This is a genomic window from Pedobacter sp. KBS0701, assembly GCF_005938645.2.
Classification (GTDB): Bacteria; Bacteroidota; Bacteroidia; order Sphingobacteriales; family Sphingobacteriaceae; genus Pedobacter.
Window position 1 is genome coordinate 4,864,967 of sequence record NZ_CP042171.1, and the last position, 23,868, is coordinate 4,888,834.

At 39.3% G+C, this 23,868-nt stretch carries 12 protein-coding genes; 5 read left to right on the forward strand and 7 right to left on the reverse strand.

Annotated elements, in window-relative coordinates; translation table 11 throughout:
- The first annotated feature begins 106 nt into the window (after positions 1–106).
- A complete protein-coding gene (gene dxs / locus FFJ24_RS19615; protein WP_138818855.1) occupies positions 107–2,035 on the forward strand; it encodes a 1-deoxy-D-xylulose-5-phosphate synthase in 1,929 nt (642 codons plus the stop codon).
- Positions 2,036–2,236: 201 nt separating this feature from the next.
- Here dxs and FFJ24_RS19620 read toward each other — a convergent pair whose 3' ends face one another.
- Positions 2,237–4,168, reverse strand: coding sequence for a PAS domain-containing hybrid sensor histidine kinase/response regulator (locus FFJ24_RS19620; RefSeq protein WP_246862660.1), 1,932 nt, complete (start codon positions 4,166–4,168; stop codon positions 2,237–2,239).
- Positions 4,169–4,264: 96 nt separating this feature from the next.
- Between FFJ24_RS19620 and FFJ24_RS26545 the strand changes: the two genes are divergently transcribed.
- From FFJ24_RS26545 to FFJ24_RS19635, 4 genes are all read left to right on the forward strand, one after another.
- Positions 4,265–4,489: a hypothetical protein gene (locus tag FFJ24_RS26545; protein ID WP_246862661.1), complete on the forward strand. Its 225-nt coding sequence runs from the start codon at positions 4,265–4,267 to the stop codon at positions 4,487–4,489.
- Positions 4,490–4,943: 454 nt separating this feature from the next.
- Positions 4,944–5,348 (forward strand): response regulator transcription factor, encoded by a 405-nt coding sequence (locus FFJ24_RS19625; RefSeq protein WP_138818857.1) that lies wholly within the window; start codon positions 4,944–4,946, stop codon positions 5,346–5,348.
- Positions 5,348–6,550, forward strand: a complete 1,203-nt coding sequence (locus FFJ24_RS19630; protein WP_210419398.1) for a sugar transferase — start codon at positions 5,348–5,350, stop codon at positions 6,548–6,550. The genes FFJ24_RS19625 and FFJ24_RS19630 overlap by 1 nt, the downstream gene beginning before the upstream one ends.
- Positions 6,551–6,858: 308 nt before the next feature.
- Positions 6,859–11,199, forward strand: a complete 4,341-nt coding sequence (locus FFJ24_RS19635; RefSeq protein WP_210419399.1) for a PAS domain S-box protein — start codon at positions 6,859–6,861, stop codon at positions 11,197–11,199.
- Between the two features lie 68 nt (positions 11,200–11,267).
- Here FFJ24_RS19635 and FFJ24_RS19640 read toward each other — a convergent pair whose 3' ends face one another.
- The 6 genes from FFJ24_RS19640 to FFJ24_RS19665 form a co-directional block, all read right to left on the reverse strand.
- Positions 11,268–12,875 (reverse strand): capsule assembly Wzi family protein, encoded by a 1,608-nt coding sequence (locus tag FFJ24_RS19640; RefSeq protein WP_138818858.1) that lies wholly within the window; start codon positions 12,873–12,875, stop codon positions 11,268–11,270.
- Between the two features lie 4 nt (positions 12,876–12,879).
- Positions 12,880–14,817, reverse strand: coding sequence for a nucleoside-diphosphate sugar epimerase/dehydratase (locus FFJ24_RS19645; protein ID WP_210419400.1), 1,938 nt, complete (start codon positions 14,815–14,817; stop codon positions 12,880–12,882).
- 130 nt (positions 14,818–14,947) lie between these two features.
- Positions 14,948–15,856, reverse strand: a complete 909-nt coding sequence (locus FFJ24_RS19650; RefSeq protein ID WP_138818859.1) for a sugar phosphate nucleotidyltransferase — start codon at positions 15,854–15,856, stop codon at positions 14,948–14,950.
- A gap of 827 nt (positions 15,857–16,683) precedes the next feature.
- Entirely contained in the window at positions 16,684–19,731 is a 3,048-nt protein-coding gene (locus FFJ24_RS19655) for a hypothetical protein (protein WP_138818860.1), read from the reverse strand.
- A 1,073-nt stretch (positions 19,732–20,804) separates the two neighbouring features.
- Positions 20,805–22,196 (reverse strand): undecaprenyl-phosphate glucose phosphotransferase, encoded by a 1,392-nt coding sequence (locus FFJ24_RS19660; protein WP_246862662.1) that lies wholly within the window; start codon positions 22,194–22,196, stop codon positions 20,805–20,807.
- A 161-nt stretch (positions 22,197–22,357) separates the two neighbouring features.
- Complete coding sequence (locus FFJ24_RS19665) at positions 22,358–23,752, reverse strand: UDP-glucose 6-dehydrogenase (protein ID WP_138818861.1); 1,395 nt, start codon at positions 23,750–23,752, stop codon at positions 22,358–22,360.
- Positions 23,753–23,868 lie beyond the last annotated feature (116 nt).

The following is a 23,868-nucleotide window of genomic DNA, read 5'->3' on the forward strand; positions in this document are numbered from 1 at the left end:
CTAAACGCCAGCTCGCTTAACCCGCTATAACAAACTGCTATTTTTCTCTTCTATATTAAAACAAATTTAACTTACTTTGTATCTTGTTTTTTCCCCTAAATTCCGAATGCAAGTAAAAGCTGGCCCCCTATTATCTAAAATTAACTATCCTGCTGATTTAAAGCAATATAGCGAATCTGACTTAGTACAAATAAGCCAGGAATTACGACAATATATTATTGATGTAGTTAGTGTTAATGGCGGCCATTTTGGCGCCAGCTTAGGTGTGGTAGAATTAACCGTAGCCTTACACTATGCCTTAAATACCCCTTACGATAAATTAGTCTGGGATGTGGGCCATCAGGCATACGGGCATAAGATCTTAACTGGCCGCAGAGATTTATTCCATACCAACCGAGTATATGGTGGCATTAGCGGTTTTCCGAAAATTTCAGAAAGTGAGTACGATACCTTTGGTGTAGGCCACTCTTCTACTTCCATTTCCGCAGCTTTAGGGATGGCGGTGGCTTCACAATTAAAAGGTGAAACCGACAGGCAGCACGTGGCCGTTATTGGCGATGGTGCCATGACAGCTGGTTTAGCTTTTGAAGGATTAAACCATGCAGGGATCGAAAACAGTAATGTGCTTGTGATCCTGAATGATAACTGTATGTCTATCGATCCGAATGTAGGTGCACTTAAAGAATATCTAACCAGTATCACCATTTCAAAATCTTATAATCGTTTTCGTGATGACATTTCTCATGTACTCACAGGGCTATCTAAGCTTGGCCCAAATGCACATAAATACGTTAAGAAAATAGAGAAGAGTATTAAAGGCACGTTACTCAAACAAAGTAATTTATTTGAGGCATTAAACTTCAGGTACTTTGGTCCTGTTGACGGGCACGATGTAACACGCCTGGCGCAAACCATAAAAGATTTATCTGCTATTCCGGGGCCTAAACTTCTACATTGTATTACAGTAAAAGGAAAAGGTTTTGCCCTGGCAGAAAAAGACCAAACCAAATGGCATGCCCCGGGTTTATTCGATAAGATTACAGGCGAAATCAAAAAAAGCATTCCAGATAAGCCGCAACCACCAAAATATCAGGATGTTTTCGGGCATACCATGGTAGAACTGGCTGAGGCTAACGATAAAATTGTAGGCATTACACCAGCAATGCCATCCGGCTCATCATTAAACATTATGATGAAAGCAATGCCGAAACGCGCATTCGATGTAGGTATTGCAGAACAACATGCGGTAACTTTCTCCGCCGGCCTGGCTACGCAAGGATTGGTTCCTTTCTGCAATATCTATTCAAGTTTCATGCAAAGGGCATACGATCAGGTAATCCACGATGTAGCCATCCAGAAACTAAACGTAGTTTTCTGTCTGGATAGGGCTGGTCTGGCAGGTGCCGATGGTGCAACACACCATGGTGCTTACGATATCGCCTATATGCGCTGTATACCCAATCTAATCATTTCTTCCCCTATGAATGAAGAAGAGCTTCGTAACCTGATGTTTACAGCTCAACAAGAAAATATAGGGCCTTTTGTAATCCGTTACCCCCGCGGAAATGGGGTAATGCCCGATTGGAAGAGACCTTTCAAAGCATTGGAAATTGGTGAAGGCCGTAAAATTTGTGACGGGGAAGACGTAGCACTATTAACTATTGGCCACGTGGGTAATTTTGCTGTTGAAGCATGTACAGAATTAAATAGCGAGGGTTTTTATCCTGCGCATTACGATTTACGTTTTGTCAAACCACTGGATGAAGTTTTATTGAACGAGGTATTTTCCAAATACAAAAATGTGATCACTGTTGAAGATGGTTCATTACCAGGAGGGGTAGGTGCTGCAGTATTGGAATTTATGGCCGATAATAACTATAACGCACAGGTAGTCAGACTTGGAATCCCTGATAAGTTTGTTGACCATGGAGAACAGCCCGAGCTCTGGGCAGAGTGTGGCTATGATAAAGATGCCATCGTTAAGGCAGTTAAAAACGTTGCCGTTAAGCGTGTTACCGATAAAATGGCGGGATAAAGCCCATTTTATCGGTATAATTACCTGTTTCGGTTTAACGCTTTGAGCTTAGATCTTAAGTCTATTGAACGCTGATGGTACAGAACTGACCAGCATATATTGTTCTAGCCGCCAAAATTCAAAATCAATAACCATAATCAGAGAAAAAGGGGCTTTCTACCTATTTCCCAAAGTCAAAAATTGGCTATAAGTCCCACACGGTTAATCAGCCAGATCATGATTCCTTCCTTTTAGTTCAGTTTGGAGATCCAAAACTACCCTATCAATGACACGATTCACCTGGTCAATCATTGGGATAAGTTCTGAAACCGGAGCGTTTTCATCGCTTAAGGATTCAATATCCCTTATTACACGCTGAATCGAAATAATACCAAGGTGATCAATGGTTGACTTAAGCTTATGTGCCAGTTTTGATATATTTGGAAGGTCAGTATTTTCTACAGAGTAGTTTAGATCACGGAGGGTAACGGGCATCTGATCGCAGAATAGCTGAATCATTTTGGTAACAAAATCCTCCTTCCCCTTACTTATAACATACAGGCCATCCAGACTGTAAAGCGGAAGCACAGCTTCCGGCTGATCAGGCGCTACTGCTTTTTTTATCATCCATTTATCGATCACTGTAATAAAAAGTTCTTCGTTTATCGGTTTTGTAATATAATCGTCCATGCCCGCAGCAATACACTTTTCCCTTTCCCCGCTTATTGCAGAGGCTGTGAGCGCAATGATAGGCCCGTTATAGCCACCATCCCTTAATAATCGTGTTGTATCGTAACCATTCATAACTGGCATCTGAATATCCATAAGGATCAGGTCAAAATCTTCCCTATCAACCATCTCAAGAGCGATCTCCCCACTCTCAGCGACCATGATCTGAGGACCAAAGTTTAATAGTATAGTTGAAGCAACAAGCCTGTTCATTTCGTTGTCGTCAACAATGAGAATCCTCCTGCCTGAAAACAGGTCATCACTAAGCGCTAATTTTGGTTCCACGGGGAGATCGGTCCCAACACCTTTCTTCAGCCTGATGACAAACGAAATGTCAGAACCCTTCCCCTTTTCACTCTTAACATTAAAATATCCACCCATTTGAGCAACCAGCTTCTTAGATATACTCATTCCCAGGCCAGTTCCACCATACCTGCGTGATACAGACTCATACTCCTGGCTGAAGTTGTCAAAAAGACGTTTAATAAATTCAGGCTCCATTCCTATTCCAGTGTCCCTCACCAGAATCTCAATTTCCTGAGCATCATCAAAATCTGCCAGAAGGCTTACCGTAAGGGATACAAATCCCGTGTCTGTAAATTTTATGGCGTTGCTTAACAAATTTAATACTACCTGACTGATCCTAAAGGGATCTCCTATCAAAACTGGTGCGATATCATCATAGTGGGGTTGAAGATAATGGATTACCAACCCTTTTTTTTCAGCCCTGTGTATAATCACCTGAATTACCTCCCTGAGTACATTGGAAATATTCAGCCCGATATATTCGAGATTCACTTTACCGGCTTCAATCTTTGAAAGATCTAAAATATCATCAATAATGACCAGTAAGTTCTTTGATGCTGTTTGTATGGTCTGGATGCAGTAATCCTGCTCAACAGTAAGGTTGGTCCTGGAAAGCTGGTTAGCCATATTGATGATTGCGTTCATAGGCGTTCTAATCTCATGGCTCATATTCGCCAGAAACATGTCCTTGCTATTGGCAGCTTTTTCAGCCTCTAATTTTGAAGCGATCAGTTCGAGTTCCTGTTGCTTGTTACGGGTAATTTCAAAATTGACCAGGAGAGAACCGATTACTTCACTTTTATTGTTAAAATTTATGGTCCTGCATATCAGCCACCATTTCCGCTCGCCTTTCGCATCCAAAAACTGGATTTCACTTACCTCTGCATTGATGCTTTCATAACTTATCGCATCACCCTCTTTCGAGAATAGCTTGCCGTTAAACAATTCTGAGACTGATCTGCCTTTAATGTCTGTAAAATCGTATCCTGATATTTCACAAAAGCTGTTATTTGCATAAACAATCTGCTCTTCTATATCCAGTTCCAGCAAACCAAGCTTCATGTTTGCGATAACATTATAATAACTGTGTTCGTTAACAGAAAACGGCAGGTTTTCCATTTGGCTATCTTGATCTCTATCAACTACTAAACCTCCTATAGCAGGCTTAGGCGTGTTAAGGAGTGATTGCCCGTATCCGGCGAAAAAAAATAAATTTTGAGCAAAGATTTTTTCCCATCTTCCATTTATCCGCACAGGCTGTTTTTTAATCGTCATCCCAGTGCTTCCCAAATCAGGATATTGATCATCTTTACCGGTATGGAGATCTTCGAAATGATCGAAAATCGGTTCACCAACACAGTTACCGCTGATTTCTTCCAGGCGCTCAGCCAGTTCAACTATATTCATATCTGCATCAACGATGACAAAGAACGGAAATAGCCGGTTAAGCTGGGCGCTGTCCAGCGACAAAAGGTTTCTGTTTATCATTTTTATACTATTATAGCGGTAAATTAGGAACTATATCGTACAGGCAGGGCCATAATGCCTTACCTCATCCCCTGCCAACTAGAACAATAACAAGGAGCCAAAGTTCTATAGAAAGAGAAATTATGTTTAAGGCTAATCGGCTTATCCCAATGATTTTTAATACTCCTAAAAAGAATAAAAAAAGTTATTTATTTATTTTTTCTTATAATTGCATTGAAATGTCGCCGTGCCTAAATTAAATTTATTATTTATCAAAACTGAAATTATTTCGAATTTATTAACGCATCAACGAAGATAATAATTATTGAAAATCAATTTTACATTCAAATGGTTGGCCTTTACTTTCAGACAGTGACTGTGCAAAAAAATTACATAAGAGTCCTATTCCAATAACGCTTCTTGACTAATGAACCAACAGACTAATCCTAAAGTACATATTCTCCTTGTTGAGGATGATGAATTTATGCAGGCAATACTTGAAGAGATATTGCAGACTAAATACCGCATAGATATTAGGCCTGACGGAATGACTGCACTCACTTTCCTACAGAACGGAAACATTCCGGATCTGATTATATCTGATTTGAACACGCCCAATATGAGTGGCCTTGAGCTGATCGAACAGCTAAAGACCAGCGACTTTTTCAGTTCCCTGCCAATTATGATATTATCAGGAGAGGAAAGCTCGAATAAACGCATCAAATGCCTGGAAGCTGGTGCTGATGACTTCATGGTTAAACCCTTCAATCCTGCTGAACTGGAAGCCAGAATAAAGATGGTACTCCGACGAGCCGGAAAAAGCAATTTTTAATGGCGGAGGAAGAGATCAACGGGCCGATTGAGCTACCCATCATAGCCATGATAGGCTTTGATGACTATACACAACGTACCTTTTTTGAAAACTGCAGATTTGACGGCATGCGACTCGTCTATTTCGACAATGGACTAAAGCTCGCACAGACATGGACCGAACAGCATCTTGAAATCGTGGCCATCATATCTAACAGCGAAATTCTGTCGAACGGTGGCCTTGCGCTTATCGAAACCCTCAAAAATATACAGATGCCAAGCGTACCTTTTTTTCTGGTTGTAAAGTACTTCAATCCGAATTTAAGGATCCTGGCCCTTACAGCAGGCATTTCAGATGTATTCCGGCTGCCTATGCATCAAGCCCGGGTAGAAAAACGTATTAATTTTTTTGTCCGGAACTGGACAGCACTGACCAAAAGTCTTGCTATCAGACCAAATGTGATACGCCCGATCGGATTAGCAAAAAGAACGTTTGACATTTTCTTTGCCGGTTTTGCACTAATCGTATTATTTCCTTTATTAGTGCTGGTTGCGCTTTCAATATGGCTGGAATCAAAAGGCCCTGTTTTTTATTACTCACTGCGTGCCGGAACCGGATTTAAGGTATTTAGATTTTATAAATTCCGCTCCATGTATGTTGATGCAGATAAAAAGATCAAAGATCTGATGCATCTCAATCAATATGATCTGGACCGGGTTGAGCAAAAAACAACAGCCGGGGATACCGTCCTTTGCCAGGACTGCTTACAGGCTGGGAAATGCCAGTATCCATTGTATGGCGATGGTGTACAGTGGTGTGAAAAGGACGGGGGTTATTTTAGTGCAGCCAACAGCGGATCTGCATTTTTCAAAATCGCGAATGACCCAAGGATAACAAAGATCGGCAATTTCATCAGAAACACGAGTATCGATGAACTGCCACAGCTCTGGAATGTAATCAAAGGAGACATGAGCATTGTTGGAAACAGACCCCTGCCAATTTATGAAGCTGAAAAACTTACGACAGATAGATATGTACTGCGGTTTGCCGCACCTGCAGGAATAACGGGACTATGGCAAGTGGAGAAACGGGGAAAAGGAGAAATGAGTGAGGAAGAGCGCCTCCTTCTTGATAACAAATATGCAAAGAACCAAAGTTTTTCGAACGATATCAAACTCATCCTGAAGACGATCCCTGCGCTTTTCCAGAAAGAAAGCGTTTAGCCCTAACGGCTGAAGGAGAAATTAAAAAAACTTATTATGGTTTAAACAGACTATATTCTTTGGAAAGCCTACCATTCCCAATTCTTTAGCTGAAGGAACAGATAAACTTCTAAAGAAAATCAATTTTTCCCATTTTTGTTTTTGATATTCAACAACTAATCGTAATATTAAAGAATACTAATATAACTGTAAATTCAGTTAATTTAAATGCCGGATACATGGCATAAAAATCAGGCTATTAAATAATTTGCTTTTATTTCTACTTATTAGTTTAAAGTAAAATTAACAATGCTTTACCTGACAAAAAGATGGAAATGCAAGAAAATGAAAATGCTCGTCTGGAAGCACTTTATAATTATGAAATCATAAACTCTGGACAAGAGAGGGGATTTGACAGGCTTACCGAGATCGCATCGTTAATCTGTGAGTGTGAAATATCATTAATTTCATTCGCGGAAAAGGATAGACTCTGGTATAAATCAGCAACTGGTCTCATTATAGAAGAGGTTCCCCGGGACTTTGCAATATGTGAGTATACCTTACTTGGTGAGGAGGTGTTCATAGTAGAAGATACACTCGAAGATGAACGTTTCCGGCACCATGCGCTTTCTGAGGACGGCGTGAAAGTGAGGTTTTATGCAGGATATCCTTTAATAGACCCCGATGGCTTTACCCTGGGTTCAATATGCGTAGCAGACCTGGCACCAAAAAAATTAACGGCTGCGCAGCAGCGAATATTGTCTTTACTTGCCGAAGAGGCCATATCGCTAATCATAGAACGCCGCAAAAAAGAAGAATATAAGAATTTCAGTACGCTGTTTAATGACTCTGAAGATCTGATCTGTATTTTGGCACCGGATGGAAAATTCAAAAAGGTAAATCCAGGCTTTAATAAACGGCTCGGATTCGATGAAACCGAACTGAAGCAAAAAACGATCTTTGACTTTATTCCACCTCAGGACTTGAAAGAGGGAATGGAAGTTTGGGATAGCTTAAAAAGCGGTCAACCGTCTGATAAGACAACACATAACATGCTCACCAAAGATGGACAACATAAAACCATTGAATGGACAGCAACGATTGAAAAGATCAACGGAAATCTTTTTGCCATTGGGCGTGATGTTACCGCCGAGGTAGAAAAAAACAGGGCACTAAAAGTCAGTGAACAGAAATTCAAAGCTTTCTTTGAAAGCTCGCAGGGATTGATGTGCACCCATGACATGGAAGGAAACTTCATCTCAATCAACTCTGCCGGCGCAAAAATACTCGGTTTTAAAAGAAAAGAACTAAAGTATAAGAGCCTTTTTGACATTATTCCGGTTGAAAGGCATAAAAATCTGCGTCAATACCTATCTGAAATTGCAGAAAACGGGCATTCAAAAGGATTAATGATCGTGAAACGGAAGTCGGGAGAAGAGCGGATTTGGCTATATTCTAACGTATTACAGAAAGATCTTGACAATACGCCTTACATTGTTGGTAACGCAGTTGATATCACCGATCAGAAAAAACTTGAGCATGAGCTGATCCATACCCGGAACCTTTTAGAGGAAACAAGCAAACTTGCAAAAATAGGAGGATGGGAACTTAACCTGAATGAGGAAAAAGTTGTCTGGACAGCTACCACCAGGGAAATACATGGTGTGCCGGTAGATTTCATACCCACTTTTGATAACGCACTTAAATTTTACAAGGAGGGAGTAAGCAGGGAGAAAATTCAGCAGGCCATTGAAGAATGCATTCAAACAGGCAAAGACTGGGACCTAGAGCTTGAAATTACAGACTTTAATGGAAAGGAAATTTGGGTAAGGGCAAAAGGACACGCAGAATCTGTGGAGTCCGCGACGAACCGTATCTTTGGAACCTTTCAGAACATAGACGATCAGAAACGGGCAGAACTGGCACTGTTGGAATCTAAAAAACTGTTGGACGACGTACTTTCCGCATCCACAGAGGTAAGCATTATCGCAACAGATACTGAAGGGATCATTACTGTATTTAACCGGGCATCAGAGCGTTTACTGGAATATAGTGCTGCGGAAATGATCGGTAAGCAAACACCTGAAATGCTGCATGACAAGGCAGAAGTTGAAGAACTTTGTACAAGTTTCTCGTCAACACTCGGCTATGAAATTAAAGGGTTTGATGTTTTTAAAAGATGCGCAGAGAGTCCACATAAAGAAAGGCCCTTCACCTTTATCACCAAGTCGGGTAAACGCTTAAGGGTTTCATTATCCATCACCTCAATCAAGGACACCGAAGGGGAAACAATCGGATACCTTGGTATATCTACAGACATCACTCAAAAAGAAGAAACCGAAAGAGCACTCGCCCGGGAGAAAGCCATATTGCTTGCTTTCATCGAAAATGCTCCGGCTTCGGTAGCAATGCTTGACAACAATATGCATTTTCTTGCAGCCAGCCGCAAATGGATTAAAGACTATACACAGATCTCCAGCAACATCGAAGGGCTATGGTACTATGACGTATTCCCTAATCTTTCAGAAGACCGGATCGCCAATCACAAAGCGGTGCTAGGTGGTAAGATAGTTAAAAAGGAAGAAGATATATATGTTGACGTCAGGAACAATACTCCCCATCAGATCACCTGGGAGATGCGGCCCTGGCACCAGCTAGATGGATCTATAGGCGGAATGATGATTTTCACACAGGATATATCCGCTGCAGTCAAACACCGGGAAGAGATGACCGTCGCCAGACTGCGTGCCGATCATGCCAATGCTGCAAAGTCGGAATTTCTTGCCAATATGAGCCATGAAATCAGAACCCCGCTCAATGGCGTGATAGGTTTTACCGATCTGGTACTGAAAACCCAGCTGAGTGAAACGCAAAAACAATACCTGACAATTGTAAACCAGTCGGCAAATTCTTTATTAAGTATTATCAATGACATTTTGGATTTTTCAAAAATTGAGGCGGGTAAGTTTGAACTGGATATTGAAAAATGTGATCTGTACGATATTGCCTGGCAGGCCAGCGACATCACTACTTACCAGATCCAGGCCAGAAACCTGGAGATGCTTTTAAACCTGCCACCGGATTTGCCAAGATTTGTATGGACGGATGCGCTTCGGTTAAAACAGGTTTTGATCAATCTACTGGGAAATGCAGCAAAGTTTACAACCAAAGGGGAAATAGAACTCAAAATAGAAAGCCTGGGCATAGCAGAGGATCAGCATTCATACCGCTTCAGCGTACGGGATACGGGGATAGGCATTGCAAAAAGTAAGCAGGCAAAGATTTTTGGCGCCTTTTCTCAGGAGGACTCCTCAACCACAAAAAAATATGGTGGAACGGGATTAGGGCTTACAATCTCCAATAAATTACTCAAGATGATGGGTAGCCATCTTGAGCTCAAAAGTACACCTGGAGAAGGAAGTACTTTCTTCTTTGATCTTAAACTAAAATCTGAACAGGGAGAGCCGATTGAATGGAGAGGCATAGAAAGTATAACTCATGTTCTTGTAGTCGATGATAATGATAATAACAGAGCAATATTGGTGAATATGCTCTCCCTGAAAAATATTCAGGCCGACCAGGCCAGAAATGGTTTTGAAGCACTTCAGTTCCTGGCCGAAGGAAGAGTTTATGATGCGATTTTGATGGACTATCACATGCAGTATATGGATGGACTGGAGACCTCGCGAAAAATCAGGGAGAACTTCACTCTCGATCAGGAAAATCTTCCTCTGATACTCCTTCACAGTTCCTCTGATGATGAAAAGATTATTAAAGCATGCCGGGAACTTCAGATTCACCACCGCCTGTTGAAGCCGATCAAAATGCATGAGCTTTACCGTGTACTTTCCAGGCTCAAAACCAGCGAAATTGCTAATGAGTCCATGGAACTAACAGCCTTCCATGGGGAGAACAACGGTTATCAGTATAAATTTATGATTGTGGAAGACAATGAGGTCAACCGTTTTCTGGCCCGTGCACTGATTGAAAAACTTCATCCCCAGAGTATTATACTCGAAGCTGAAAACGGCCTGGTAGCCCTTGAGACTTTCAAGAAGGAATCTCCTGATCTTGTCTTTATGGACATTCAGATGCCGGAAATGAACGGGTATGAATGTACGGGCAATATACGACTAATCGAAAATGGAAAAAGAACCCCTATAATTGCCCTTACTGCGGCAAATGTAATGGGGGAACGCGAAAAAAGCTTAGCAGCAGGAATGGACGATTTCATCACCAAACCCGTTTTAGAAGAAAATATCGAAACCATATTAAAAAAATGGCTGCCTGATGTTAAAAAACCTGATGAACATATCATTGAAATAGTCAAGCCTGTGCATTTCGACAGTAGAAAACTTGAATCCTATCTGGATAGTGACATGGAAAGAATAAAAAAAATAATCGGCATTACGATCATTCAGCTTGATCAGACATTTTCGCAGCTGGACAGAATGATCTCTCCCATAGATCCCGAAATGATCATCTCCCTTTCACATAAGCTTTATGGCATGTCCTCTTCAGCAGGACTGAACAATCTCGCAGAAATTAGTTCCAGGATACAAGAACTGAATATTTCCGACCCCATTTCTTTAAAAGCCGAAACAGAACTGTTAAAAAAGGAAATTGAAATACTTATTCCATTATTGAAAAAAAGATATGCTGTTGAATAATGTTTTAGCGCGCTTCAGAACCCAAGTGCGCTAAAGCATCTTCTTCTCCCGGTAAAGAGTTTTACCCGCTAAAAATCGTGGTATATATTTCTGAAACTACTTCTGATACCGAAGGTAAGCAAATTACTATTTTCTACAGTAGTACTACTCTCCCGGCGGAATGTCCCGGCCAGTTCCAGGCGGAGGTTGTATTTTGGATTAAGCAAGTAGGACACCTGAGCACGGGCAAAATAGAGATTGGTCTTTATCCCCTGACCAACTTTACTGCCGTATTGCACAGACCGCGTATCATAACTTTTAAAGATATCCCCACCATAGTTTTGGCCATCAGGATCTTTCCCGTACCTCGAATAGAGTGCCTCTCCCTGTAAATCGAAACGTTTATAACTGTAGTTTAATATCCCTAAAAATTCCCTGAAATTAGCACCAAAAGGATGTGCAAGAGGCTGGTTATAATTAGAATAATTAGACAGCCTGTCAAAGTGGGCATAAGTATAGGGACGGGCAGTATTGAATTCAGCCAGATAATTAAGACGCTTTACCTTAAAAAGATCAGATCCGCGTAATCCAAGCTGAACGGCATATTTGTTCGCCCAGTATCCATTGCCAGCGAAAAATTCCTTTGCGGTGAATTCATCAAACATAAACTGCCCGTAAAGCGCGGTATTCTTTAACACTTCGTATTTCAGATTAAAACCAAGTCTCATCTTATCAGGCGAGGTTGTATTTGTACTTTCTACTGGCCGTAAAAAGATAAAAGGATGTACATAGTTAAAATCAAATCCCCGTTTGCCTTCTACTTCAGCATCTGCCCAGGTCACGGCCTGGAAAAATCCCAGAGAGAATTTTTTGGTAACGTTCCAGTCCACGTAATGGGCTGCCATCCATTTTCCCCTATCGCCCAACCTGCGGTCGTCGGTAAGTTTGGGTGCGCCGGGATCGAGCATATAGGCAAAGATCGTTTGGTATTGAACAGCACCGAGCGTAGCCCTTACCCTAAAAAACGAATAATTGGATGACACGTCAGAAAGCAGCATCGAGCGGTATCCGTCTCCAATAAAATTCTTATCATATCCCAATGAAAAGTTAAGATGTGTATTCGGCGTATAAGATAATAATGCCGTAACGTATGACCAGTCCTGTGTGTCAGTCCCGAGCTTACCAGAGCCCTGTCCCGGAACAACCTGATTGGCGACAATGTAACGGTTTACATAATCAACAAATTTGCCCTGGTTCTCAAATCCGTTTAGATAAAAAGAAAACTGCTTTCCTACCGATCCACCAACCTGAAATCCTCTGGTGTTCAACCAGGTATTTCTTTTACCACTAAAATCCCTGCCCACCTGAAAATCGGGTAGAAAGTCAGCATAAACCTTGTAATCCTCACCATTAAATTCTAATAAATGCTCATTGAATAACTTCCTGTGCACCCAGGAACCTTTGTTCAGCGTATCCATTCCAATTTTCATTAGCGAATCGTAAGATCCCGCAGTTTCAACCCCATCGGAGTAGATGCCCTTTATTGAAGAGTGGAACTTGTTATCCTGGCTATAGATCTGCTGATTAAATTTCTGATAAAACTGATAATCATACGGGATATTAACATTTGGAGTAGATTGACCCCAGGAGCAGATCGCTGAAAAGGCCAGAACAGCCAGAACAAAAATTTTCTTCATTTTATTAATTAACCAAATGGTCTAGCTCTTCAAATATCGAGTTCATACTCTTAAATTCCGGAACCATTTTTTTCATATTGATCACCACCTGCATGTCATCGTCCTGCTTAGCAGATCTGATCAGCTCGGCGATGTTGCTTGCCACCTCATCAAATACATATTCCCTCACTTTACCTATCATAATTTTCTCATGATGGGTAGGCATGGTATTCTCATTATCATTTAACAGTTCTTCATACAATTTTTCTCCAGGACGAAGACCTGAAAACTCTATTTTAACATCTACATTGGGTTCAAGACCGGCCAGCTTGATCATCTTTTTGGCAAGGTCAAGAATCCTGACAGATTTGCCCATATCGAAAACAAATATTTCTCCACCGTTGCCCATACATCCTGCTTCCAGCACCAACCTGCAGGCTTCAGGAATGGTCATAAAGTATCTGGTGATATCAGGATGCGTAACGGTGACAGGACCACCTTTTTCGATCTGCTGTTTGAAGCGCGGAATAACCGAACCATTAGATCCCAGCACATTGCCGAATCTACTGGTAATGAATTTGGTCACAGGCCTTTTTTCCAACCGGTTAATATAACTCAATCCATTACTGAATAAAAAATCCCGCTGGCCTAGTGAATTGTTGAGTGACTGAACGTAGATCTCTGCAATTCTTTTAGATGCGCCCATGATGTTGGTTGGATTTACCGCTTTATCGGTCGAGATCATTACAAATTTCTGAACACCATATTTAACTGATTTATCCGCAACCGTTTTTGTACCCAGCACATTCGCCTTTATCGCTTCAGCAGGATTATCCTCCATTAAAGGCACGTGTTTGTATGCAGCGGCATGATAAACGTAATCTGGCCTGTACATGTTAAAGAGCTTGTCCATGCGCTGTTCATCCCGGACATCGCCAACAAAAGACTGATAATTTTTAGTACGGTCGCCTTCATCAAGCTCCAGATAAAGATCATGTAATGCCGTTTCTGATTGATCACACAAGATGATCAGACCAACATCAAACTTTGATAACTGCCTGACAATTTCACTTCCAATAGAACCCGCAGCTCCGGTAATGAGTATTCTTTTTTTGTGCAGCATCTTTCCGATACCTTCAATATCTATGCTGATCGGTTTTCTGTTCAACAAATCTTCAATATTCAGTTTTTGAATCTGCGCATGCTGTAATTTTCCATTGGTCCATGCATCTGCCGGAGGAATGTTCAACACCTTGATATCATGTTCTAAGCACAGGTCTACTATAGCATCTCTTTTTTCCGAAGGAATACTGTAGGACGCAAAAATAATTTCATCTATCTCGTGCTTGACAATTAAATGTGCAAGATTGCGGGCATCCAGAATACTGACACCATCAATCGCCTTACCTATCTTACGCTGGTCGTCATCTACAAAGGCAACAATATATTTATTAACTTTCTCGTCATGATCAAAAGTTCTTTTTGTAGCCATACCCGCTTCGCCCGCACCATAAATGATGACCTTTTTTTTGTCCAGTTTCAGATTTTTGATGTACATAAAAATATACTTAATAAAAATCCGGTAGGTAATCAGAAAAAGAAAACTGAATAATCCGCCAATGATCAATACCGTGTTTGGTATAAGTGGCTTTGTCAGAAAACTGATAGCGAACAGGTTAAAGATGAAATAAACCCCGGTCGAGATCATGACGGAGCATAATATTCTAATGGAGTCCTGGGCACTGGTATATCTGATGATACCAGAATAGCTTTTGGTCGATAAGAATACGATCGAATTAATCAGCATCAACAAAAGCAGGTTGGTTGACAACTGGGGTATATCCACTGATGTTAGGTTTAAATTAAACTTTAACATATAGGCGAAAACCATCGCCAGTGAACAACAAATCAGATCAAGGGTAAAAATAACCCATCGTGGGACAATATTAATTTGTGTAAACAATTTTTTATAGGCTAAGTGTGTATTTCAAAGATACCCAGTGTCCGCAATAATCCTGCCATTCTATCAACAAAGTGCTTGTCTACGCCCAAAGCAGTAAAAATATTTTAAAGAACGGAGAAATTCAATCTACTTAGGCCCAAAGGCTTTTTGGATAATCACCGTCAGACGTTAGCTGTTCAAGTTCAGACCGCACAATCTCCGCATCCTCTTTAAAAGTTACCCCAAACCACCTGGCATCGGTCTTAACAAGACTAACTACCCCTTTACCATTATTGATTAGCTTATCTACAACCTCCGGAATCAAAAATTCCGATTTTAGCTCACCATCATGCTGATCCAGGAACTTATAGTATTCACCTTCGCTCCACGCCACAAATGATGGTGTAAAACAGAAAAAATTCATACTTACCGGCGTCAGTAAATCCATTTCTACCTCCTGCCCGTCATTCACCCTGAATGCCTTACCATCACGCTTAAAAATTTCTTTTCTTTCGGTAATGCCTACAACAAAGTCTTCTTTATCCACCTTTATCTCTCCACGGGTAACCGCACCATGCTCACTCAGCGTATTTTTCAACTGGTAACCCAGGCAGGCATACTTTCCATCTTCAATGGTCTCCGTCAGAAACTCATAAGCTTTTCTGAAAGCATCCATTCCATAAAAATCATCCGCGTTGATGACCGCAAAGGGTGCATCGAGAACATCCTTGCAACACAATAAGGCATGTTGTGTTCCATAAGGTTTAACACGATCTGCAGGCAAAGCCCGCCCGTTCCTGAATTTATCCAGGCTTTGATAAACATATTCGAGTTTAACTTTACCCAGAAGCTTTGGTTCCATCGCAGCTTTAAAAGATCCGGCAAATTCCTCCCTGATGATAAAGATCACTTTATCAAATCCGGCTTTAATGGCATCAAAAATTGAATACTCCATAATGGTTTCACCAGTAGGACCAAAAGATTCTGTTTGTTTAGCGCTACCATAACGACTTGCCATTCCGGCTGCAAGAATTACCAATGAAGGTTTGAGATTGTTCATTTAAACTTTTTTTTAAAAAAATAACGCTAAAATACATTATTTAACCCAAAAAAAGACTAGACATCATTAAAAATTGATATAAATCATATTTATTGCAATCAAATAAAACAAATTATTAACATTAACTTAATATTAACAAATAACGGAACAGAAAAATCATAAAATACTTGATTAAAGTCATCTATAATAGTTAAAATTATCAAAAATAAGGACAATTACACCCTTCCAAACCCAAAAACAAACGCATAATTTCCTTATCTTTGTGCCATATCTGAATATTTATAGATTTTCACGAAATAACAAACTATTCTATCATCATGGCATCATCAGAAGTAGTTAAAGCAGAGCATAAATGTCCTAAATGCAAAAATGAATTAAGTAGAATTCCAAGAAACTTCATTTTAAAAAAAATACTCCCTTTCATTCCGCTTAAACATTTTATCTGCTACAGGTGCAAGCGAAAATTTTATAGAATCAGTTCTTAAAATTGAAAATTTTATATTTATGAGGTGATCTAAGTTGATTACCTACCCAGTAAAATAGTACACCAAACCGTTTACAACATTTAACCCAGGTAAAGTTTTTATCTGAGACCTATTAATTAGTCAGCCCTTAAAAATTAATTTGATTGCCAAAAATTGTTGATAAAATATGTTATCTAAATGTCCTGGATTTTCCGTTTTTGGCATTAAAATCTTACTAATATTTATGTTTAACAAAGCAATCAACACAGCCGAGTTCTTTTTTACAAGCTTTATTCTATTCCAGAATACTAATATGCCAGTATTCAATTATCCGACTGAATTTACTGATCTAATATTTCATATTTAAGTCAATAAATTAATTGGCATGATAGTCCAATCTATCGGGGAAATTCTTTCGTAGGCAAAAAGTTGAGCTGAATAAATAACCCTTGTATTTAAACCGTATCTGGAATATGGATAAGTTGTATTCAGGAAGCTTTTATTTACTGTATCAGTTGTATTATTTACTTTTATTGTTTGGGGACCACTCGTAATTTTCCATGTACTCTCTGATTGACTTATAATTACTAATTCTTGATTTGGAAATACCTTAATAATTGTATTAGAATCGTTTATCATAACTCCAGGTTCTAGTAAGATAGTTATTATATAGTCTCCGACATTCTTGAAAATTTTAACAACTCCAGCTGGTGTTTTTACATCTCGTGCAATTGAGACTGTGTAATCTGCCAATCCATCCATTACCAACATTTCATTTTGCAATGCTGGCATCAAAGTATATGTGGTACTAATATGATTATATTTGATAGTTGAATTATTCCCGGTATAAACATTACTTATTCTCCACAAGGTATTGTCATTAGTTGACACGAGGGTTATGACTGATCTTGAAGGAAGTTCGAGAAACTGAACTCCATTGTTATCGATTATTCGTATGCTTGTAATCCACTTAAAAATAGTGTTATTAGTGTTAAAAATAGTAATAGATTTAGCTTGGTAAGTTGGAGGTAACCCAAGTGTTCTATCTGCTGTTATAGCGGGCAATAGGTGATAAGAGTTATAGTCCATAATTGAATAATCTGAATCCGACGCTGTTCTATAAATGTTAACAATATTTTGTCCCTTAAGATCCGACGATAAATTCAGCATTTTTAACCAGGGCCGCCAAGTACCAAACCAATATACTCTTTGATATACAACTGTACCCGAAGAATCGTATGCACTTTGTATGCCTTTGTTTGAATCTCCTAGATATTCGCATAACCCGTTAAAATTCAATAATGGCTCCCCTGTTATTGTTATCCCAACGGCTTGGTAAACAATATTTGCCGTTCTTGCGTCATTCCAGCCGTTAGGAAGATTTTGAAGTAATAAACTAGACTGTAATATGCCACCTGAATTGTCTCGTCGAACTACGACACCCGGAGTAGCGGTTGAAGTTGCCTGTGCGTTATAGACAGGTTTATCCTTAATTGCCGATTTATGATTGTAGATTGCTGAGGGTTCAATTGATAGCCATGGCTGATTACTAAAGTATTTTATTGTTCCCGCAGGTATATATTTTCCTAATTCAAAAACATTAATTGATGAAAAATTATTGGATCTTTTAATGTAAATATTGAAAGACGTGCCAAATCCGTCATTTGTGATTTTAAAACCGTCTTCGGTTAAAAATTGGGTCCTGGCAAATCCTCCTATTGTCTCTACATCAATGGCCATAGTGGCAGGACTTATAATTACAGAACTTGATTGTTTAACAGAAAAAGTAACCTTTGCAGATTGCATATCCCCGCTGGCAGTGTTAAAACCCAAAGTAAGTGAAAAATCTCTGTAAGCAACTTGCTGTAGTGTGATCTCGGAAATTCTAGTCCAATTATCCGTATCGGTAGCGTTTCCAAATGAAGTCGTTGCTACTTTTAAATTATCTGAAGCTATAGGTAATCGATCTAGTCTTTTTGTATTTTTATCAGATTTAATCAATGCGTTGTATGCTAATGATAATACGTCTCTAAGTGAATCACCAACTGTGGTTACTTTAGAACCTTGGGCTATTTGCTCACGTAATATCTCTACTACTCCAGAGATGTCCTGAGGAATTACATAAAAATTGGAATCAACCTCTAACCCCGTATCTAATACGAATTGTTGATGATCTTCAATCTTCCAGGTTTCATTAACAGATTGTATTTTTTGACCTGCATAAAGATATATATCATTGCTATGGCTGTTAACAAATTTCTTTTGTGCTAATGGATTAGTTTTTAGCCAAAAATACAACCCATTAGCAGCCCTGTCAAATGTGTTATTGTATATTTCAACCTGATCCATATCGACATACGAATCCTGTAGTAAAATATGAACTCCTAAAAATTGCGGGTAACCAAACCCCGATTGGTGTCCAAAGTGCAGAGGACCATATCCACTCTCCTCGCATATATTATCATGAAATTTAATATTTCTAAAAAAAGAGTTTTCATTGTGCGTATAAAGTTCAAATGCTTGCTCAGCTTTTTTTGTCCTATTATGTCTGAAAATTATATTTTCAAACCCTTGTACGCCTATATTGTCCTCTTGACAGGTCATAGCTACATCATAAATGTTTTCAAAATAACATCCTTGTACTATGGCATCCTTACCACCTCCGTTTAACTCAATGCCATTTCCATATCTAACAGTTGGGTTAGGTGTAAAACTTGTTAAAGTTGATCCCCCAATTTCTCGTATATCAAGATGGTTATAACTTAAATTTCTAAATGTTGAAGCTGCGGAGATCGCGTGTGCACCATGACCAATTATTGCTATATCATACACATCTGCATTTCTCATTAAGGCAATAGAAGAAGTACCTCTAACGGAAATAGCTATTTCAGTAGTTCCTGAACCATTTATTACCCCAGGGTTCGAAACGCTAAATACATAAACAGTAGTAACATCATCCCAGAAATCCCATTGTGAAGATAAATCACCTAGTAATTTCTTTTTCATTCCGAAGATTTCGTCATTAACTTTAAGGAAACCAACATTACCGGAATTATTTGCAGTCCAACCTGTAAATTTAGTATTATCGGACAAATCAACTTTCCAAATGTTTGTAGAATGAAGAATCCAACTATCAGAATTAATATATTTATACATATCGAATAATGGTTTATTACCATTGCCATATGTAGCTATTTGTATATTTTCAGTATACGAGTTTGTATTCCAGTTTAATACCATTCCTGGAAATACATCCTCTCTTTTAAATAAAATAGTATCGCTACCGGAAAGAACACCTGAGCTAGCGAGTACATTTATTGGAGAAATAGTTTTAAAAGGAGTTGTAGCAGATAACCCTGAGTTAGTATCATTACCATCGGTGCTGCTTATGTAATACGTAGATGAATCCATTGCTTTAATTAAATTAAAATTCTTGGCACCATGTATGTTGGTTACCTGGAATACCGTTATTTGCAATTGGCAAATAACCAGTATATAGAATTTAAATATATAAAAACCGGGGTTTAAATACTATAGAACTGTTACTTTTATTTGAGAGTCTCATTCAATTGGCTGGATTATAAGATAGAAATATAGAACTGTTTTGATGACTCTGATTTTAACCTAAAGGTACTAATAGAAGTAAATATACGTCGTATTGCGCTTACAAAAATAAGGTCTATAGCCTTCTATGAACCGGAGTTCACCGGCATCAGTAGGGGCAAGAAACATAAGAAATATAAGTTTGGGAGAAAAGCTAAGTTTATGGGGACTTTACCAAAAAATCCGCAATCGAACCTAAAATCGGGTATTTGAAAGCAGACCACCGCCTAAGCCTTAACTTTTACAAAGGTATAAATGAGAACATCAACGTAAGGCTGGCTGCTGCAATGAATTTAAAAGGATGATGAATATCCGGAAAGACAACATTCTGGCTCTTATTTCATAGCTCATCCAACCTATTGCAGAACTTACGACAAAAACGAAATCCCATACTACCCGCGTTCAATCACTTATTAAGCAACGACTAATCAAATAATACTAAAACTTTTTAGTTAAATGCTAAGTGGGACTGTAGCAGTTTCACCTAAATACCCGGAAGACGGAATGTGAGTCCAATTCCGCATCCATCTCCTCACAATCCAACAACACTTTCACAATTTCAGCGTCCAGATGATTCAACTTTAGCCGGCCACGATCTGGCGAATAATGATAAGGGTGTTCCGAAGTCTTAAGTATTTAATCTATATTCACTCAAATACATTAGAATAGATATAAATGATTAGCTTCTTTCGATTAACATTTATTCCTACCGACTAATTTTAAGCCTTTAAGTTAGCGCGATCGTCATGAGGCTGTATCAAATTAAGATCTGGCATTTAAGGCCAGAATTTTATTTCGTTTCACTTCATCCGATCGCTATCGGATGAAGCAGCGAAATGGAGAAATCTTTGGACTATTTATTGAAAAATCAATTTAACTAATCAATAAGCATTCTCTTCTCCTCTTAAGGCATTAATTACCGTCATAAAAATAATTTTAACATCAAGCATAGCCGTCCAGTTTTCCAGATAAAAGATATCGAATTTGACCCTGTTCTCCATGGCATCGTCCTCCTTGGTTTCGCCCCTAAACCCATTAACCTGCGCCCAGCCAGTTATTCCTGGTTTTAAAAAGTGGCGAACCATAAACTGACTAATAATCTTCTTATATTCTTCAGTATGTTTCAGCATGTGCGGACGTGGGCCAACAACACTCATTGACCCGAAAAAGACATTAAAAAACTGGGGCATTTCATCCAGGCTTGTTTTACGCAGGAAGTGTCCAATTTTAGTAATTCGATCATCATCCTTAGTAGCCTGCTTGTGATCACTATCCTTATTGATTTTCATGCTCCTAAATTTCCAGCACCAAAATGGCTCATCATTCCTTCCGCTTCGGAGCTGCTTGAAGAGTACAGGGCCCGGACTTTGGAGTTTAATCAGGATGGCAATTATCGGATAGAGCCAGCTCATTATAAATACAATAACAAAGGCACTAAAAATCACATCAAAAGCACGTTTCTTGAATCGGTTCCCCATGATCTCTAAAGGTTCATTCCGCAAGGTGATCATCGGAAATTCACCACCCATATAGGATATCGTATAAGGGGCTGCCAACGCTCCGCCAATATCAGGCACAAACTTTAGCCTCACACACTGCTGATCCGCAACGGATACCAATCTGCTCACATCATTCATCCTATGCGGTGCTATCGCTACATAAATTTCTTTCACGCCAGACTCGACAGCTTTTCCCATTTTCTCTGAGATCCTGTCATTACCATCCATCGAATCATAGATATCATCATCATCGCCAACAAATCCAAAAAAGTCTAAACTTCTTTGCTTATGAATATAGTCTGACAATCTCGTAGCCGTTTCATTTGATCCCATTACAGCCACCTTTTTTGCTGCATTAAATTTGTTGATCACAACGTATTGAATAAACGTCCCAACAAATCTATTCAGGATAAATGCGCCGACCAGTAAAATATAAAAAACGATCAAAAAAGTTCTTGAAAATTCATATTCTGCAGAAAACAATAAGTACGACAGGTATAAAACAAAGTGCAGGGCCAGCGTACGATAGGTACCCCTGTAGATCCGCTCAAGTTTTCTGGCCCCATAAGAGGAGTAAAGCCCAAAGATTGCAGATCCGAAGAGCCAAATCAAATTGCAGACAACCACATGGTGCCGATCGATTTCATTGTGCATGTTTTTACCTAAAAGAGGTGTTAAATAATAGGTAGAAAAATACACCACATTAAGCATAATTAAGTCCGTAACCGGCAAAATATACTTTAGCAGATATAAGTATCTCGTTGGGGAGTTCATACTTAAATAATGAGATTAGACGAAATCAAATTTAAACAAATGTTTTGGAACTAAGCGCTATCAGGCGTAAAAAGTAATTGATATTTGTAATGAATGTTTATAAAACTAAAAATTAAGGTAAAAGATTTAGCTAACGGCCCATTAATCGTTATTAATAGCTATTATACCCCAATTCCGTTTACCTGAAAACCTATTTCTTTAAGCAGTTTATGATCTAAAACATTTCTACCGTCGAAAATTTTTGCCGGTTTGAGCATTTTTGAATAAATTTTGTGCCAATCATAGTCCTTAAATTCATCCCACTCCGTCAAAACAGCTATGGCGTGAGCACCATCACAGGCCTCATAAGGATCTTCAAACACACTTACCCCGCTTGTATTTGATTCAACAGACCTGGTTTCTAAATATTGCAGATCATGGTATATCTGATCTCTTTGTACTTTAGGATCGTAAACCTGAATATATGCCTGTTCGTTCAACAACTCATCAGCTACATATATAGCGGCAGATTCCCGTGTATCATTAGTATCTTTTTTAAATGCCCAGCCCAGGAAAGCAATTTTTTTACCGGAAACCGTATTGTACAGGCTCTTCACTATATTTAAGGCAAAACGCTTTCTTTGGTGGTTGTTCATAATGATCACCTGTTCCCAATAATCAGCCACTTCCTGCAAACCAAAGGACCTGGAAATATAAACCAGATTTAAGATGTCTTTTTGAAAACATGACCCTCCAAAACCTACCGATGCCTTTAAAAACTTCGGTCCTATACGGCTATCTGTACCAATAGCACGTGATACTTCATTGATATTAGCCTCCGTTTTTTCACATAGTTCAGATATGGCATTTATAGAGGATATTCTTTGCGCCAAAAATGCATTGGCTACCAATTTAGAAAGTTCCGATGACCAAACGTTTGTGGTGAGGATCCGTTCCCTGGGAATCCAATTCGCATATACATCTACAAGGGCTGCAATGGCATCCTGGCCTTCTTCAGAGTCGTCGCCACCGATCAGTACACGATCCGGAGCCAATAAGTCTTCCACGGCAGTACCTTCAGCCAGAAATTCCGGATTAGATAAGACCTGAAATTTAACCCCGCTGCCTGTGTTATGCAGAATATCACGTACCGCTTCTGCAGTACGAACCGGCAAAGTTGATTTTTCTACGATGATTTTGTCAGAAGTGGATACCCGCGCGATTTGTCTGGCACAAAGTTCTATCCATTTTAAATCAGCACCCATTCCCTTACCAGAACCATAGGTTTTGGTTGGCGTATTTACGGATATAAAAATCATCTCTGCCTCAGCAATGGCCTGATCTACATCTGTCGAAAAAAACAGGTTTCTGCCCCTGGCTTCCGCAACCACATCACTTAACCCTGGCTCGTAAACGGGGATATTATTAACATCAGGATCGTTCCAGGCGGCGATACGCGCCTCATTCAAATCCACGATTGTAACTTTAATATCCGGGCACTGTTTTGCTACCACGGCCATAGTAGGACCGCCAACATATCCTGCACCAATGCAACAAATGTTTGTAATTTTTGTCATTTAATAAGTTATTAGATTTCGAGTAGGGATTTATTAATTACTATCGTAAAGGTAATTCTTTTTCAATCTTAAATAATTTTTTTTTAAAAAAACTTAGTGTAAAATATACACCATGC